We start from the raw sequence: 15,931 nt of genomic DNA on the forward strand, positions 1-15,931 counted from the left end.
GCACGTCGCGGCAAATTGGGTTGCCACCGACGTCGCCCTCAGCCGCGCGCCTGCACGCAGGAAAGTCAGACTCCTACAAGCGCCGCCCGCGCAGCGAAGTCGAAACACACATTCGGCGCCGGGCCACAAGTCGCGCCGACGGCCGCCACACGATCTTGGCCTTGCGTCCTACTTCTGCACCCCAGCTGGGCCTTTACAAAAAGAGCCCACGCACAAAGAAGACAAGCGCAATGAGCGACATGAGCCAGCCTTTGCAGGAGGCGCCGGAAGTCAAGGTGGCCACCCCCCAACTCACGGTGATGACGGTCAACATCCACAAGGGCTTCACCACCTTCAACCGGCGCTACATCCTGCCCGAGCTGCGCGATGCCGTTCGCAAGGTGGGCGCGGACGTCGTGTTCATGCAGGAAGTGCTGGGCATGCACGACGAGCACGACAAGAAGATCGAGGACTGGCCCGACGCCGGCCAGTACGAATTCCTGGCCGACAGCATCTGGCCGCAGTTCGCCTACGGCCGCAACATGGTCTATCCCAAGGGGCACCACGGCAATGCGGTGATGTCCAAGTTCCCGATCGTGCATTACCAGAACCACGACGTGTCGATCGCGGGACCCGAAAAGCGCGGCTTGCTGCATTGCGTGCTGCAGGTGCCGGACTCGCCGCAGCCGGTGCATGCGATCTGCGTGCACCTGGGGCTGGCCGAGGCGCACCGCCAGCAGCAGCTGGACCTCCTGTGCAAGATCACCCACACCGAAGTGCCGGCCGGCGCGCCGCTGATCGTGGCCGGCGATTTCAACGACTGGCGCCGGCGTGCCAACGACATCCTGTGGCGCGAAGCGGGGCTGCGCGAGATCTTCCTGACCGCCTACGGCGAGCCCGCCAAGACCTTTCCCGCGATCTTCCCCGTGCTGTCGCTGGACCGCATCTACGTGCGCAACTGCTCGGTGCACCTGCCGGTGGTGCTGCCGCGCCGTCCCTGGTCGCACCTGTCGGACCACGCGCCGCTGGTGGCCGAGATCCGTCTCTGAGGGCGTCATGCAACAGAGACGATGGATCCCGGGCAACGACTTCACCCTTCTGGAAAACGGTGAGGAGTTCTTCCCGCGCGTGTTCGCCTGCATCGCCAACGCCAGGCGCGAAGTGATCGTCGAGACCTTCATCCTGTTCGAGGACAAGGTGGGACTGCAGCTGCAGGAGGCGCTGATCGCCGCCGCACGCCGCGGCGCCCAGGTGGACATCACCATCGACGACTGGGGCTCGCCCGACCTGTCCGAGCACTTCCTGGGCGCCCTGCGCGCGGCGGGCGTGCGCATCCATTCCTTCAATCCGGGCCCGCGCCCCTTCGGGCTGCGTCCGCACCTGCTGCGCCGCATGCACCGCAAGATCGTGGTGGTGGACCGCGAGGTGGCCTTCGTGGGCGGCATCAACTACTCGGCCGACCACCTGAAGGACTTCGGCCCCGAGGCCAAGCAGGACTATGCGGTGGAGATCCACGGCCCGCTGGTGGCGGAAATCCATCGCTTCACCCACTCCGCGCTGGCCGAAGGCCTGCGGCATGCGCGGCACCGGCGGCAATGGTGGCGCGGGCGCAAGCAGTTCCGCACGCCCACGGAAGAACTGCCCGCTGCGGGTTCCGCCGATGCGATGTTCGTGGTGCGTGACAACCGCCGCCACATGGACGACATCGAGCGCCACTACCGCATCGCGATCCGCGCGGCGAAGAAGCGCATCGTCATCGCCAATGCCTACTTCTTCCCGGGCTACCGCGTCATCAAGGAGCTCAAGCGGGCAGCGCGGCGCGGCGTCGACGTGCGGCTCATCCTGCAGGGCGAGCCCGACATGCCTTTCGTCAAGACGGCGGCGAGCATGCTGTACCACTACCTGCTGCGCGCGGGCGTGCGCATCTACGAATACTGCGAGCGGCCCCTGCACGGCAAGGTGGCCGTCATGGACGACGAATGGAGCACGGTCGGATCGAGCAACCTCGACCCCATGAGCCTGTCGTTCAACCTCGAGTCGAACGTGATCATCCGCGACCGCGCCTTCAACGCAACGCTGTCCGCCAACCTGGACAAGCTGATGTGCGCCGCCTGCAGCGAAGTGACCGAGAAGACGCTCGGGGAGCTCAAAGGCTGGGACCGGGTGCGCAGCGTCCTCGCGTACCACTTCACGCGCTACTACCCCCGCTGGGCCCAGTGGTTGCCCCGGCACGTGCCGCGCCTGTTGCCCGCGGCCGCGATGGGCGGCAAGCCCCTGCCCTCGTTCTTGCCCGCGCGGGAGAAGGCCTGATGCGCAACCACCCCTGGTGGCCGTGGATCAAGCGCATCGTCGGCATCGCCTTCCTGCTGGCGGTGGCCTTCCTGCTGGTGCGCTACGCCCGGACCGTGGACTGGGGCCGGGTGAAGGAAAGCATGCTGGAGCTGCCGCGCCCGGTGCTGATGAAGGCCTTGCTGTTCGCGGCCGTCAGCCACGTGGTCTACAGCCTGCTGGATGTGGTGGGCCGGCACTACACCGGCCACCGCCTGCCGGACCGCAAGGTGATGCAGATCAGCTTCACCAGCTACGCCTTCAACCTCAACCTCGGGTCGCTCGTGGGCGGAATCGGCTTCCGGTACCGCCTCTACGGCAAGATGGGCCTGCGCTACGGGGACATCACGCGCATCGTGACGCTGTCGATGATCACCAACTGGCTGGGCTACATCCTGCTGGCCGGGCTGGTGTTCACCATCGCGCCACTGGAGCTGCCGCCCAAGTGGGGCATCGACCACGAGGAGCTGCGGCTGGTGGGCGTCGGCCTGCTGGCCTTCAGCGTGATCTACCTGGGCCTGTGTGCCTTCTGCCGGCAGCGAAGCTGGACCATCCGCGGGCACGACATCGACCTGCCCACCTTGCGCATGTCGGCGGCACAACTGGCGATCTCCTGCACGCACTGGATGACCATGGCGGCCGTGCCCTGGGCCTTGCTGCAGGGCCAGGTGGACTATCCGCAGGTGCTCGCCGTGCTGCTCGTGGCCGCGATTGCCGGCGTGATGCTGCACATCCCCGCCGGCCTGGGCGTGACCGAGGCCGTGTTCATCGCCCTCCTGTCGCACAAGATCCCGGAGCACCAGCTGCTGGGTGCCTTGCTGGCCTACCGCGCGATCTTCTACCTGACACCCCTGCTGGCGGGTGCGCTGCTCTACCTGAAGCTCGAGATGCGCACGCGCAAGCATGTCCCGGCATGAAGCAATTACATACGTTGACCGCACAGCAGAGGCATTCCTTCTGACAATGATCCAGATGGAGACACGCACCGAACACGCCGCGCAGGCGCAGGACGACTTGTTGGATCCCCTCGCGGGTTGGGAAGCCGCGTCGCGCTGGCACCGCGCCACCTTCGACTGGATGGCCAAGGGCTGGCAGCAGTGGGTCGCCCTGATGACGACCGTGCCGCCCCGGTTCATGGCGCCACCGACGATCGAACCCCGCGCGCCCAGCGCGGCGGAATCCAGGCGCGCGACGCCCGCCGAACGGGCGGCCGCCACGGCGGAACCCCGACGGATCGCGACCAGGAAGAAGGCGGCCGCCAAGGGCCGCAAACGAGGTTGAACATGATCGGCAGTACCATCATGGAAGCCAAGCTCGCCGGCCACACGGACCTGGCAGGCTTCCGATCCGAGGCCCGGCAGCTGCTCGCTCACCAGGTCCCCCCCAACGAAGTGCAGTGGCAGATGGAGCCCCCTGCCGATGCCTGGAGCGACGCCCAGTCACCGCAGGCAAGCCGCCCCCGCAACGTCGCCCGCGCCGCCACGGCGATCGTCCCCGCCTCCTTCACCCGCCTGTGCGAATTCGTGGTGCTGCACCGCGACCCGGAACGTTTTTCCCTGCTGTACCGCCTGCTCTGGCGCCTGGTGCACGAGCCCGGGCTGCGCAACGAACCGGCCGACGCCGACATGCTGCAGGCGCAGCACATGGCGCACGCCGTCCGCCGCGATGTCCACAAGATGAAAGCCAACCTGGCCCTTCACACCTTGCGCGACGCGCAGGGCCAGGAGCTGCAGGTGGGCTGCTATGAGCCGGCGCACCACGTCGTCGAGGCCGTGGGCCCCTGGCTGGCCAAGCGCCTGCCCGCGGCGCGCTGGGCCATCTTCACGCCGGACCGCAGCGTCCGGTTCGAAGGTGGACAGCTGCTGTTCGGCCCCGGCGTGCCGGCCGCGGAGCTGCCCCGCCACGACGCGGACGATGCCGACTGGCTGGCCTGCTATGCGCGCGTGTTCCCCGCGCACCATGGCTGAACGGCCCGGCGCCCCGATCCATTCCCTCGCCGCGCTTAAGGCAGCCACCATGGCCTGCCGCGAGTGCCCCATCGGCGAAATCGCCACGCAGTCCGTCGTCGGCGAAGGCAAGCTCCAGCCCAGGCTCATGCTGGTCGGCGAACAGCCCGGCGACCAGGAGGACCTGCAAGGCCACCCTTTCATCGGCCCGGCCGGCAAGCTGCTCTCACGCGCCCTGGAATCGGCCGGCATCCCGCGCGAGCAGACCTTCGTCTCCAATGCCGTCAAGCATTTCAAGTTCGAGCTGCGCGGCAAGCGCCGCATCCACAAGAGCCCGACGCAGCGCGAAATCGCCGCCTGCCATCACTGGCTGGAGGACGAGATCGCCCTGGTGCGGCCCGCGGCGCTGGTGGCCCTGGGCGCGAGCGCGGCGCGTTCGCTGCTGGGACGCGCCGTGCCCGTGACCGTCAACCGCGGGCAGTGGCTGCCCCGGGAAGACGGGCTGGACGTGCTGGTGACCCTACATCCGTCCGCGCTGCTGCGCGTCGATCCCGAGCAGCGCGAGGCGGCGATCGAAGCGTTCGTCGCGGACCTGCGGCAGGCACGGAGGCTGTTCCGCGGCTGATGTCCGCGGCAGGTCGGCGCAGGCCACCGGCGGCAGCGCCGCCATCTGTTCCTCGATGATGCGGGGACGGCGCAGGTTCAGGCCCGCGCCCTCGGAACCCTGCAGGCCAATGCCGCCCTGGGCCGGGCCGGCCATGGCGCCCAGGCCTGCCTGCGCGCCGGACATGGCGGGTCGGCCCTGGAACACCGCAGAGGCGTTCGGGCTGAGGTTGTTGGTGGACTGCTGCCCGATGGCCTCGACGGCCATCAGCCCCAGTGCAAGAACGACGGCGATGCCGAGCCAGTGGGTGGGGTGGTGCGGATAGGCATTCATCTGCAGCTCCTTTGTCTGCAGCCAGTCTGGCGCGAGGCCGGCGCGGCGCAAGGCGCGGGATGCTCCAAGCGCGGTAGGACGCAGATGGCAGGCTCGCCCAATGGGATGACGGTTGCTCTTGAAACCTGAAGCGTTACACCTCGCTGCTAAACTCCGCGCGCCTCTTCACTGCAGTACCGATGACCGTTGCCATCGCAGGACGCGCGCCTGCCACGTTCGAGATCAAGAGCGCCAACCTCCCGCTCGTGGCGCTGCTGCTGAAATCCGCAGACCTGCAGACGCTCGCGCAGGAATTGCAGGATCGCTTCGGCGACATTCCCGACTTCTTCGACCAGGACCCGCTGGTGATCGACCTGTCGCCGCTCGCCGGCGCGGAGGTCGATTTCGAGGCGCTGCTGAAGCTGCTCTCGGCCTACCGCGTCGTGCCCATCGCGGCCAAGGGCGGGACCGAGGCGCAGATGCGTGCGGCGCTCAAGGCCGGACTGGCCGCCGCACCCGAAGCAGCCGTGGCGCCCGCCCCTGCCCCGAGGGAGAAGGAAAAGGAGCCGGAAGCCCTGCCCCCCATCGTGATCCAGCAGCCGGCGCACGCGCTCGTGATCGACAAGCCCTTGCGTTCCGGCCAGCAGGTGTATGCCCGCGGCCGCGACCTCGTGGTGCTGTCCATGGTCAATGCCGGCGCCGAGGTGATCGCCGACGGCCACATCCACGTCTATGCACCGCTGCGCGGCAAGGCCATCGCCGGCGCGCGCGGCGACTCCGAGGCACGCATCCTCACGCTGTGCCTCGAACCCGAACTCCTCTCCATCGCCGGCGTCTATCGCACCAGCGAGAACCCGCTGCCCAGGACCTTGCGCGGCAAGCCGGCCCAGGTCCGGCTGATCGACGACAAGTTGGTGATGGAGCCGCTGAAACCGTAAAGGAAACCCAACCCATGGCAAAGATCGTCGTCGTCACCTCCGGCAAGGGAGGGGTGGGCAAGACCACCACCAGCGCCAGCTTCGCGAGCGGCCTGGCCCTGCGCGGCCACAAGACCGCCGTCATCGACTTCGACGTGGGCCTGCGGAACCTGGACCTGATCATGGGCTGCGAGCGCCGGGTCGTGTACGACCTGGTCAACGTGATCCACGGCGAGGCGACGCTGCACCAGGCGCTGATCAAGGACAAGCACAACGAACATCTGTCGGTGCTGGCGGCCAGCCAGACCCGCGACAAGGAGGCGTTGACCAAGGACGGCGTCGAGAAGGTCCTGAACGACCTGGCCGCCATGGGCTTCGAGTACATCGTCTGCGACTCGCCCGCCGGCATCGAGACCGGGGCGCTGATGGCCATGCACTTCGCGGACGAGGCCGTGGTGGTGACCAATCCCGAGGTGTCCTCGGTGCGCGACTCCGACCGCATCCTGGGCATGCTGGCGAGCAAGACCAAGCGCGCCATCGACGGCAAGGAGCCCGTGAAGGAGCACCTGCTGATCACGCGCTACAACCCGAACCGGGTGGACTCGGGCCACATGCTGTCGCTGGAGGACATCCAGGACATCCTGCGCATCCCGCTGATCGGGGTCATCCCGGAGTCGGAGTCGGTGCTGCAGGCCTCCAACCAGGGCACGCCCGCGGTGCACCTGAAGGGCTCGGACGTCAGCGAGGCCTACCTGGACTTCGTGGGCCGCTTCCTCGGGGAAGACAAGCCCTTGCGCTTCGTCGACCCGCAGAAGGCCGGGCTGCTCAAGCGCCTGTTCGGGAGGAAGTGAGCATGTCGCTGTTGTCCTTCCTGATCGGGGAGAAGAAGAAAACGGCCAGCGTGGCCAAGGAGCGGCTGCAGATCATCCTGGCGCACGAGCGCAGTGGCCGCAACCCCGGCGGCTCGCCCGACTACCTGCCGGCGCTGCAGCGGGACCTGATCGCGGTGATCAGCAAGTACGTCAAGATCGATCCGACGCACCTGAAAGTGGACGTGGCGCGGCAGGACAACCTGGAAGTGCTCGAGGTGAAGATCGAGCTGCCGGAACTCGGCCGCTAAGCCAGGCCTGTCAAGAATGACAGGATTGACATTCGCCGCCTGTCAAGCGATAAAGTACGGATGAGCAGTCCCGTCGTCATCCGCGTCACGCATCGCTATAGCGCCTCCGCGGAACGGGTGTACGACGCCTGGCTGACCCCCAACCAGGCTTCGCGCTTCCTGTTTCGCACGCGCACGGGCAACGTCATGCAGTGCGAGATCAACCCCGAGGTCGGCGGCGGCTTCACCGTCATCGACCGGCGCCCTGCCGCCGACGGTGACGAGAGCGTGTTCGACGTGGTGCACATGGGCAAGTACGTCGAACTCGATCGCCCGCGTCGCATCGTCTTCGATTTCAGCGTGCTGACCTTCGGCTCCGAGGACCCGACGCGCGTCACGGTGGACATCGCCGCGGTGAATCCCCAGGTTTGCGAACTGACCCTCACCCACGACATGGGCACGAGCGAGCATTCGCGCATGGTCGAAGACTCCAGCCGCAAGGGCTGGACGAACATGCTGGCGCTGATGGAGCGCGAGCTGTTCCCCCGTCGGGTCGGCGTGCACCTCTGAGTGCCCCTTATCCGCGCTTCAAACTCCTTTACCCGTTGCGTCGGAACACCACTGTCAACGACAGTGCTGGCGTCGCGTTGTGGGTAGCAGGAGAATTCCGCAACATGACCTTCGCCATCGACTCGTTCGTCACAGGCAGCGTCGTAGCGGCCTCGCTGGAGCCGCAGGCCTCCATCGGTTTCGACCCGGTGCTGCGCCGGCTGCTGGTCGGACAGCAGTTCTTCATCAAGCTCGCCGACGGCCGATGGCGACCCCAGGGCTGCCAGCTCGGTCTGGGTTGTTGCTGCTTCGAGTTCAGCGACCTGCGCGACCCGCACTAAGAACAAAGGGCTGCTTTCGCAGCCCTTCTTCTTTTCCGGGCGCCGCTCCCGAAACCGGCATTCCTCAAACGGGGAATGGCGAAATGTGTGACGCAGCATTAAGAATAGTAACTGCGTGCAACACAGGAGCAGAACAATGGCATCTCGCGCCGGGCGCCTCGCGTCCACCCTTTTCCTTCTCGCCGCCCTGGCGGGCTGCAACACCATGCCCACCAACAGCGGCGGCGTCGCCCCGGTGGACGTCAACCCCCAGGTCGGCAGCCCGATCCGCGGCGTCGGCATCGAGGGCCGGGACATCATCAGCATGTCCGACCAGATGATGCGCGACATGCTCGCTTCCCGCCGCCTGATGCAGCGCAACCGGGACGGCCATGCCCCCCGGGTGATCGTCGATGCCGGGGCCTTCACGAACGACTCCTCGCAACCGATCAACCGCAACATCATCACGGACCGCCTGCGCGTTTCCCTGAACCGAGCCGCCGATGGCAAGCTCACCTTCGTCGGCCGCCAGTACGCGGCGGCGGTCGAATCCGAGCGGCAACTCAAACGCACCGGTGTCACCGACGTCGGCACCAAGGGCATGACCAAGGGCACCCTGGGCGCGGACTTCCGCCTGGGCGGCCGCATCACCACCCTGGACCAGCGCTCGCAGCGCACCGGGATGATCGGCCGCTACACGCAGATCACCTTCGAGCTCTTCGACCTCGAAACGAGCGAGATCGTCTGGACCAACGTGTACGAGATGGAACGCACGGCCTCCGACGACGTGATGTACCGCTAGCCCGCCACTCCCCAGGAGCATCCATGCGCAAACCTCTGGTTCGTGCGGCGCTCGCGTGCGCCGTCCTCGCCCTCGCTGCCGGCCCCGCCGCCGCCCAGCTGGGGGACTTCTTCAAGAAACTCCAGGACATGGCGCCGGCGGCGCCGGCCCAGGCCCAGGCCCCGCAACCGGGGGCGGAGATGGACCGTGCCGCGGTGAAGGAGGCCGCCGCCGCCTTCGCCGCCCCGCACGAGGAATGGGCCCGGCCGCTGATGCTCGCGCTCTACGAGCAGGGCGAATGGGGTGCGGTGCTGAACCTGCAGCGCCTGGGCCTCGCCGCCATGGAGCACGGCCGGTTCAACCTGGCACGCAAGGCCTTCGACGAGGCGATCGCGCGCGTGGAGGAGATCTACGCCGGCGACGCCAACGCGGAAAAGGCGCGCAGCCTCTTCAACGGCGAATCGGTCAAGGACTTCAAGGGGGAGCCCTATGAGCGGGCCATGCTCTATTACTACCGCGGCCTGCTGTACGTGCAGGAGGGCGACTTCCAGAACGCCCGCGCCGCCTTCCTGGCCGCCGACCGGCACATCACCCTCAGTTCCGCCGAGTCCGCCGTGTACCAGAGCGACTTCGGCCTGCTGAAGTACCTGGCGGGCTGGGCCTCCTCCTGCGACAACGACCGCGTGCGCGGCGAGCACCTGGTGGAAGAGGCACGCGCCATCGACAGCAAGATCCAGTCGCTGGAGAAGACCCCCGGTGCCGCGCTGGTGCTGGTGGAAAGCGGCCCGGCGCCGGTGAAATGGGGCGATGGCCAGTACAAGCACATCCTGAAGTTCAAGCCGGGCACGGGGCCCGACACCGTGCCCAGGATCCGCACCTCCGCCGGACGCACGGTGGGCAACCTGCCGCTCGCAGGCGATCTGGTCTACCAGGCCACCACGCGCGGCGGCCGGGAAGTCGACGGCATCATGGCCGGCAAGGCCAACTTCAAGGGCAACGCGGCGGCGGTCGGCAACGTGGGCGTCACCGTGGGCACGCAGGCCGCGATGATGGGTGCCGCCCTGGGCGACGGCCGCATGGGCGGTGTCGGCCTGGCCGGCATCTTCATCGGTGTCGCCGCCAAGGCGATCGAGGCCTCCGCCAATCCGGCCGCGGACGTCCGCGCCTGGGACACGCTGCCGGCCCGCATCCACCTGTACTCCGCGGCACTCGACGAGCGGGCCGCACCGCGCCCGGCCGCTCCCGCCGGCAAGGCGCCGACGAAGCTTGCGGTGAAGGGAGGCGGCCCGCTCGCGAACGCGAAGGTCGCGCCGGCGGCGGTGGCACCGCGCACCCCGCCCATGCTGCTCGTCGAAGACAAGTCCCAGCCGATGCCGCTGGTGACCGTGCAAGGACGCTGTTCCCTTGCCTGGGGCCGCGCCGACGCGGCGACCCCCGTCGTGCAACCCGTCGACGAGAAGTTCAACCCCGAAAGCAGCCGGGGCGATCGCAACAAGGCCCTGCGCCAGATGCTCGAGACCGAGTTCGTGGCCGGCAAGTGAGGAGGAGGAAGAAACCATGAACACGACCAAGATCCTGTGTGCCGCGCTGCTCGCCCTGGGCGCCGCCGGCTGTGCCACCGACTCGCCGCCGCTGGTGGTCGAATGCGTGCAGAACACCAATCCCTCGCGTCCGGGTCCGGCGCTCGTCGGCCAGTCCTATGGCCTGCAGATGACGGCCATGCCGCTCAACAGCGTGCAGTACGGCTCGCACCACGCCTCTCAGCTCATGGCGGTGCAGAGCCTGTTCTCCGAACGCAGCCCCACCGACACCGTCCAGGTCACGGCGCGCTTCGTCTCCTGCGCCGACCGGCCGCAGGTGGTGCGCGTGCGCACCTCCTTCCTGCGCGCCAGCCAGGCGCCGGCCGAGGCGCCCAGCGCGTGGAAGCAGGTCTTCCTGGAGCCGCGCGCGACCGCCGTCTACACCGAGCTGTCCATCTCGCACGACGTGGCCAACTACCTGATCGAGGTGGCGCAGTGAAGCCGCGGCTCGCAGCCCTGAGCACCGCGGCACTGCTCGCCGCGGCGCCGGCGATCGCGCAGTGGCGCGAAGGGCAGCTGCCGGTCGCCACGCCCGAGGCCACGCCCGCTGCCGCACCGGCGCCGGACGCAGCGATGCCATTCGCCCGGGCTTACGCCGCCGCGGGCCGGCCACGGGTCGTGCTGATGTGGAACCGCGATCTGAGCGACCAGTCGGCAACGCAAACCATGAGCCGGAGCGAGACGCGCAATGCCAACCGCAGCAACGGCGCCAGCGCAGGCGGCCAGAGCTCCAACGCTTCGGACAACACCTGGGTGCACACCTCCGGCACGGTGAAGACGGGCGACCCCGCGCGCAGCACGCGGCTCGCCGAACGCGATGCGGCGATGCTGGAGCGCGCCTTCGTCGCGGCGATGGGCCGCGCCGGCATGCGCTTCGTCGATCGCAACGTGGTGATGCGCACCACGGCCGCCTCGCAACACCGCGGCGGCGGCGACCAGCAGCTGATCGAAACCGACGCGCTGGTCAAGCACGGCGAGATGATCCTGGAAGTCCTGCTGGTGGAGGACCGCGACGCGCCCCTGGGCTACGGCTTCGACGTGCGCGCCAAGGACCTCAAGGGCGGCTACAACATCGTGAGCGTCTACAGCCGCGCCGTCCCGCAACAGGCGGCTCCTGCCGCGGGCCGGTGGCAAGCCGGAACCGAGGGCTACGAGTACAAGCAGACCGCCGCGGTCACCGGCGTCAACGACATCGCCGACGCGCTGGCCAAGGACGTCATGCGCGAGATGAGCGTCGCCTTGCGGCGCTGACCCGCACGGTCGTCATCCTGCGGCATGGCACGCCGCCATGCCATCCCGGGGCGTGATCCGGGATCCATGGGGCGCCTCAGCCAACGCCCCATGGATCGCGGCGCGACGCCGCAATGCCGTGGATTCGGTTGCCGACCTACATCCCCCGCTTGTTCCCTCCGCGCGCTTCCTTCATCGGCGGTTGCTGCGACGTCGTGCCTTGCGTGGTGCCGCGGCGCATCTTGGCCTGGTTGTTGCCGATGTGATCCTCGCGGTCGTGCCGGCTGGAGGCCGTGCGGCGCCCCTCGTTGGTCTGCGTCGCCTTTTCCTCGCCCTGCTTGTTGGTGTCGTTTTCGACCTTGCCGGTGTGGCCGGCCTGCTTGTCCTGGGGGTTTGCCTTGTAGCGATGGGTCATGGTCTTGCTCCTTCTCGATGGGGTGCGTTGCAGGGTGGGCTCCGCCGTGATGCCTTGAGTTCATCCATTGGAAAGCCCCATGTCGTCGACCCATTCTGGGAAGGAGCGCCCCCCGGGCGTGTCGGACGTCTTCCCCTTGGCCTGGAGCTTTCGGCATGCGCCTACATGCTGGCGGCGACCGGATCCAGATACTGTGCTTATCGACAGTCAGGAGTCCACATGACCGACAAGCAAACCCAATCCAAGGCCGAGGAAAGCAACATGCGGAAGGACCCCGAGCACTGGGTCACGGGCGACGAGCCCATGACCGGGGCCCAGCGTTCCTACCTGCACACGCTCGCCGAAGAGGCGAAGGAGGATGTCGAAGACGAGCTCACGAAGGCCGAGGCATCCCGCAAGATCGACGAACTGCAGGAGAAGACGGGCCGCGGCACCTGAGGCATCAGGCGCCCGCGCCCAGGGGCTGCACCCCGATCAGCACGCGGTGCAGCCAGAAAGCGAACACGGCCCAGGCCACCACGCCGATCAGCACCGTGGTGACGGTCCCCTGGACCTTGCCCTTGACGTAGACCGTGCTGGTCTCGCGGTCCCGCTTGCGCGCCGCGCGGAAGTCCAGCACCGCCCACAGCAGGAAGGACCCGAACAGCACCAGGTCGGCCAGCGTGTTGTTCGCCAGCAGGTGCCCCAGGGCCCAGGCCTTCACGCCCAGCACCATCGGGTGGTGCAGCCGGTGCTTGATTTCGTTGTGCGGCACATAGGCCGCCGTGACCAGGATGAAGGCCAGCAGGGTGAGGAAAGCCGCAACGTGCCGCATGCCCACCGGCGGCACGCCCCACAGGGCCACCGGCTGCTGGCGCGCCAGGCCGTACCCCCACACGATCAACGCGAAGCCGGCCACGGACACCAGCGAGTACGCGCCCTTGAACGGCCGCTCGCCGACCTTGGCGACCGTCGCCGTACGCCAGTCGTCCGCGAACACCCGCGTCGAATGCGCACCCAGGAACAGCACCAACCCCAGCACGAGCAGCAGCATCGCCAAGCCTCCATCCACTCCGAGCGGCGGATTCTGCGCCAAACGCCGCACCGTCCCCAAGGCCCGAGGTCGCCGCACCCGGAATGTTGTCCGCGGTGGTTTCCCTGAATTCCTTTTTCAAAGGTAGTCGTAGTAGCTAAGGGAGGCCCTGCCGTGTGGACAACCCGGTTTTTCCCCTTTGCCGTCAGGCACTTGCGTGCGATGGACCACTGTGTGTAGGACTGCGTCGGTGGTGTCCTACAAACATGAACAACCTGGCCGAAACGGCCGAGCATGTGGATAAGCACCCGGTTGTGCGAAAACGCTCCACAGGCTTGTGCGCCGAAAAAAAATTTTCGGCCGTCTGCCGGATGTCGTCGTGCGGCCACGCGACGCAGAAAGTGCTTGTCGGATCGGCGCTGCGCGTGCAGCATCGCGCCCCTCGAACGAATCTGTTCGAGCAGCGTCAGCAAGTTTGCACGGAGGTGGTGAGCAAGGCGAACCCACCGCCAGAGCGACGCGCGAAGCGCCAGGCGCACGACGAACTCAGGAAGCGGACCGCGGCCAGCGTTCCGCTGGCGCCGCTAGGACGGCAGCTTCATCAGCACCGTGCGCAGTGCCGGATCCAGCAGATCCGGGTCCCGTGGACGCGGGGACCTGCTCTTGAAGCGCAGGAAGTGCTCCGCCTGCTCCGGACCGAAGCCTTGGCCGGCCGCGGCGAGCGCATAGCGGCTGCCGGACTGGGTGTGGGCCAGGGGCATGTGTTCGCCCTGCGCGAACTGCACGCGCACGATGGGGGAGGTGATGATCTTCTTGCCGTTGGAGCGGCTCGTGCCGTCGTGCAGCAAGCCGACGATGCGGTCGTGGCCGACCACGGACCATTCCGTGATCGTCGGGAGGGGGCGCTCGGCGCGAACGAGGCGCTGCCCGGGATGGGCCGGAGCTGCGTCGGCGGCGGAGAGTGGGTCGGGGGTCACGAAGCGTTCTTGTTGTTGGAGCAATACAGCTCGAGCTTAAGGCATTTCCCTAGGCGCTGCGAGTGACCCGAAAGGCTCAACGCCGCCCACGCAGCAGGATTGCAGCGACGCCACCGGCGCCGAGCGCCGCGACGGCCGCGGCCAGGTAGACCGCGTCCAGCCCCGCATCCTGCGCCAGCATGCCACCCAGCGGCGGTCCCAGGCCCATGGACAGGTCCTGGAAGATCACGTATGCGCCCATGGCCGACCCGCGGCTTTGCACGGGCGCGCGGCGCACGGCTTCGACGCCGAAACCCTGGAACCCGAGACCGTAGCCGCCACCGGCCAGCGCGGCGCCTGCCCACGCAAGTGCAGGATGCGGCGCGATCCAGATCAGCGCGAGACCGAGCGCTTCGCCCAGCACGCAGAACATCGCCACGCGCGCGCCGCCCACCTGGTCGGGCAACTGTCCGAACAGCAGGCGGCCGGCGATGAAGCCCAGCCCCATGCAGCTCACGGCCAGCGCACCGCCGTCCCATCCGCGCTGCGCGAACAGCAGCACGGCGAAGGCGGTGATCATCGCGTAGCCCAGTGAACACAAGGTCAGGCCGACACCCGGCAGCTTCACTGCGCCCAGCACCTTGTAGAAGGGCAGCCGCGGCAAGGTGCTCGGCGCCACGCCCGCGACCAGGCGGGTGCCCACCCAACCCGTGAGTGCGACCACCAGCACGGCGACGGCCACGCCGGTGAAGCCGAAGCGCCCGTACAGGAACATGCCGGTCGGCGCTCCCGCCGCGAAGCCTCCGAACAGTGCCACTCCCATCCAGCCGAACACCTTGCCGGCATGCGCCGGCCCCACGCGGGACAGGCCCCAGGCCATCGTCGACGTGATGACGAAAGCCTCCGCGAAACCGGAGAGCAGGCGCCCGAGCACCACCAGCCCCAAAGCCAGCTGCGGCGATGCGGTGAACGGCACGGACGCGAGATAGAGCGCTCCGACCCCGAACGCGAAGCCCAGTCCGCTCAGGGCGGCGATCTTCGGACCGCGCGCGTCCACCATCCCGCCGGCGAACATGCGCCCGAACAGCGCGGACAGGTACTGGCTGCCCATGACGAACCCGACCACCACGGTCCCCTGCCCCAGCGTGTCGTGTACGTGCCGCGGCAGCACCGGCAAGGCGATCCCCATCGCGAAGAAGCCGGCGAACACGGCGGCCATGAAAGGGACCAGGGGAAGGAACGCGGACCAGAGGGAGTCGCCGGAAACGCCGGCGGCGGGACGGACTTCGGTGCTCATGCTGGACTGGGAGCATAGGGCCTGCGTCGTCTCGACTCGACGCAAGCCTGCCGCCAACAACTGCCGACGCGCGTCCCCTGGTGCAAAGGCCGCAGTGCGGCGGCCACTCTCCGTCAAACGCGCGACGGAGCCATGTCGGTGGGACCTCGTTCAGTCCAGGAGTTCGGCCGGCACCTTGCCGCCATTGGCCGCCAGCTTCTGCATGACCGCCTTGTGCAGCCAGATGTTCATCTTCGCGGAGTCGTTCGCCAGCTCCGGCGGGCAGTGAAGCTCGGCCGCCAGTTCCTTGCGCGCCTGGAGGCTGCTGTCGATGTCCAGCAGCTTGAGCAGGTCGACGATGGACGTGCGCCAGTTCAGTTTCTGTGGGTTGGCCGCCGCTTTCTGTTCGAGCATCGCGGTGACGTCCACGGTCGGCGCCGCGGTGCCAGCAGCAGTGCCAGCAGGTGCAGCGCCCGCGCCGGACACGGTGGTCGCCGGCCGCGCGGGCACGGGTGCCTTGAGCATGTCCTCCACCTTGCCGGCGCCTGCGTCGAAGCCCAGCTTGTCCAGGATCTTGCCGAAGAAGCTCATGTTTCCCCCTTGCGGGTGGTGATCGGGAAGCGGATC

22 protein-coding genes are annotated in these 15,931 nt (G+C 68.0%); 16 read left to right on the forward strand and 6 right to left on the reverse strand.

All coding sequences use genetic code 11. The features are described 5' to 3' along the window. Positions 1–239 precede the first annotated feature (239 nt). Genes AC3EGR_RS05305 through AC3EGR_RS05330 form a run of 6 tightly spaced genes read left to right on the forward strand, consistent with a single transcriptional unit; the run spans position 240 to position 4,878 of the window. On the forward strand, positions 240–1,028 hold the full coding sequence (locus AC3EGR_RS05305; RefSeq protein ID WP_488545408.1) for an endonuclease/exonuclease/phosphatase family protein: 789 nt from the start codon (positions 240–242) through the stop codon (positions 1,026–1,028). A gap of 7 nt (positions 1,029–1,035) precedes the next feature. After that, positions 1,036–2,289 (forward strand): cardiolipin synthase ClsB, encoded by a 1,254-nt coding sequence (gene clsB, locus AC3EGR_RS05310; RefSeq protein WP_488545409.1) that lies wholly within the window; start codon positions 1,036–1,038, stop codon positions 2,287–2,289. Further along, the gene (locus AC3EGR_RS05315) at positions 2,289–3,224 is read left to right on the forward strand and encodes a lysylphosphatidylglycerol synthase domain-containing protein (protein ID WP_488545410.1); all 936 of its coding nucleotides are present in this window, start codon (positions 2,289–2,291) and stop codon (positions 3,222–3,224) included. The genes clsB and AC3EGR_RS05315 overlap by 1 nt, the downstream gene beginning before the upstream one ends. A gap of 46 nt (positions 3,225–3,270) precedes the next feature. Then, complete coding sequence (locus AC3EGR_RS05320; RefSeq protein WP_488545411.1) at positions 3,271–3,588, forward strand: hypothetical protein; 318 nt, start codon at positions 3,271–3,273, stop codon at positions 3,586–3,588. A gap of 2 nt (positions 3,589–3,590) precedes the next feature. Continuing rightward, complete coding sequence (locus AC3EGR_RS05325) at positions 3,591–4,274, forward strand: DUF4130 domain-containing protein (RefSeq protein WP_488545412.1); 684 nt, start codon at positions 3,591–3,593, stop codon at positions 4,272–4,274. Positions 4,275–4,323: 49 nt separating this feature from the next. Further along, positions 4,324–4,878 (forward strand): UdgX family uracil-DNA binding protein, encoded by a 555-nt coding sequence (locus AC3EGR_RS05330; protein WP_488545413.1) that lies wholly within the window; start codon positions 4,324–4,326, stop codon positions 4,876–4,878. On the opposite strand, the gene AC3EGR_RS05335 is transcribed toward AC3EGR_RS05330, so the two are convergent. After that, positions 4,774–5,241, reverse strand: a complete 468-nt coding sequence (locus tag AC3EGR_RS05335; protein ID WP_488545414.1) for a hypothetical protein — start codon at positions 5,239–5,241, stop codon at positions 4,774–4,776. The genes AC3EGR_RS05330 and AC3EGR_RS05335 overlap by 105 nt on opposite strands. A 128-nt stretch (positions 5,242–5,369) precedes the next feature. Here AC3EGR_RS05335 and minC point away from each other — a divergent pair, with 128 nt between their 5' ends. From minC to AC3EGR_RS05380, 9 genes are all read left to right on the forward strand, one after another. Beyond that, positions 5,370–6,107, forward strand: coding sequence for a septum site-determining protein MinC (gene minC / locus AC3EGR_RS05340; protein ID WP_488545415.1), 738 nt, complete (start codon positions 5,370–5,372; stop codon positions 6,105–6,107). A gap of 14 nt (positions 6,108–6,121) precedes the next feature. Then, positions 6,122–6,937: a septum site-determining protein MinD gene (minD, locus tag AC3EGR_RS05345; protein ID WP_488545416.1), complete on the forward strand. Its 816-nt coding sequence runs from the start codon at positions 6,122–6,124 to the stop codon at positions 6,935–6,937. Between the two features lie 2 nt (positions 6,938–6,939). Beyond that, on the forward strand, positions 6,940–7,206 hold the full coding sequence (gene minE / locus AC3EGR_RS05350) for a cell division topological specificity factor MinE (protein ID WP_488545417.1): 267 nt from the start codon (positions 6,940–6,942) through the stop codon (positions 7,204–7,206). Positions 7,207–7,266: 60 nt separating this feature from the next. After that, on the forward strand, positions 7,267–7,755 hold the full coding sequence (locus tag AC3EGR_RS05355; RefSeq protein ID WP_488545418.1) for an SRPBCC family protein: 489 nt from the start codon (positions 7,267–7,269) through the stop codon (positions 7,753–7,755). 104 nt (positions 7,756–7,859) lie between these two features. Further along, positions 7,860–8,075 carry a hypothetical protein gene (locus AC3EGR_RS05360; protein WP_488545419.1) on the forward strand — a complete coding sequence of 72 codons (216 nt, stop codon included), beginning with the start codon at positions 7,860–7,862 and terminating at the stop codon, positions 8,073–8,075. Positions 8,076–8,211: 136 nt separating this feature from the next. Further along, the gene (locus tag AC3EGR_RS05365; protein ID WP_488545420.1) at positions 8,212–8,856 is read left to right on the forward strand and encodes a penicillin-binding protein activator LpoB; all 645 of its coding nucleotides are present in this window, start codon (positions 8,212–8,214) and stop codon (positions 8,854–8,856) included. 23 nt (positions 8,857–8,879) lie between these two features. Continuing rightward, positions 8,880–10,376 carry a COG3014 family protein gene (locus AC3EGR_RS05370; protein ID WP_488545421.1) on the forward strand — a complete coding sequence of 499 codons (1,497 nt, stop codon included), beginning with the start codon at positions 8,880–8,882 and terminating at the stop codon, positions 10,374–10,376. A 16-nt stretch (positions 10,377–10,392) separates the two neighbouring features. Further along, positions 10,393–10,854, forward strand: a complete 462-nt coding sequence (locus AC3EGR_RS05375) for a hypothetical protein (protein ID WP_488545422.1) — start codon at positions 10,393–10,395, stop codon at positions 10,852–10,854. Next, positions 10,851–11,666, forward strand: a complete 816-nt coding sequence (locus AC3EGR_RS05380) for a hypothetical protein (RefSeq protein ID WP_488545423.1) — start codon at positions 10,851–10,853, stop codon at positions 11,664–11,666. Before AC3EGR_RS05375 ends, AC3EGR_RS05380 begins: the two co-directional genes overlap by 4 nt. A gap of 136 nt (positions 11,667–11,802) precedes the next feature. Here AC3EGR_RS05380 and AC3EGR_RS05385 read toward each other — a convergent pair whose 3' ends face one another. After that, positions 11,803–12,060, reverse strand: a complete 258-nt coding sequence (locus tag AC3EGR_RS05385; protein ID WP_488545424.1) for a hypothetical protein — start codon at positions 12,058–12,060, stop codon at positions 11,803–11,805. 219 nt (positions 12,061–12,279) lie between these two features. Between AC3EGR_RS05385 and AC3EGR_RS05390 the strand changes: the two genes are divergently transcribed. Further along, the gene (locus AC3EGR_RS05390) at positions 12,280–12,498 is read left to right on the forward strand and encodes a DUF3072 domain-containing protein (RefSeq protein ID WP_488545425.1); all 219 of its coding nucleotides are present in this window, start codon (positions 12,280–12,282) and stop codon (positions 12,496–12,498) included. Between the two features lie 4 nt (positions 12,499–12,502). Here AC3EGR_RS05390 and AC3EGR_RS05395 read toward each other — a convergent pair whose 3' ends face one another. The 4 genes from AC3EGR_RS05395 to AC3EGR_RS05410 all read right to left on the reverse strand — a co-directional run bounded on the left by AC3EGR_RS05395 (position 12,503) and on the right by AC3EGR_RS05410 (position 15,895). Beyond that, positions 12,503–13,093: an NnrU family protein gene (locus tag AC3EGR_RS05395; protein WP_488545659.1), complete on the reverse strand. Its 591-nt coding sequence runs from the start codon at positions 13,091–13,093 to the stop codon at positions 12,503–12,505. Positions 13,094–13,656: 563 nt separating this feature from the next. Then, complete coding sequence (locus AC3EGR_RS05400) at positions 13,657–14,049, reverse strand: hypothetical protein (RefSeq protein ID WP_488545426.1); 393 nt, start codon at positions 14,047–14,049, stop codon at positions 13,657–13,659. A 76-nt stretch (positions 14,050–14,125) separates the two neighbouring features. Next, on the reverse strand, positions 14,126–15,325 hold the full coding sequence (locus AC3EGR_RS05405) for an MFS transporter (protein WP_488545427.1): 1,200 nt from the start codon (positions 15,323–15,325) through the stop codon (positions 14,126–14,128). A 150-nt stretch (positions 15,326–15,475) separates the two neighbouring features. Next, the gene (locus tag AC3EGR_RS05410) at positions 15,476–15,895 is read right to left on the reverse strand and encodes a DUF3597 domain-containing protein (protein WP_488545428.1); all 420 of its coding nucleotides are present in this window, start codon (positions 15,893–15,895) and stop codon (positions 15,476–15,478) included. Positions 15,896–15,931 lie beyond the last annotated feature (36 nt).

This window comes from Ramlibacter sp. G4-7 (assembly GCF_057784995.1).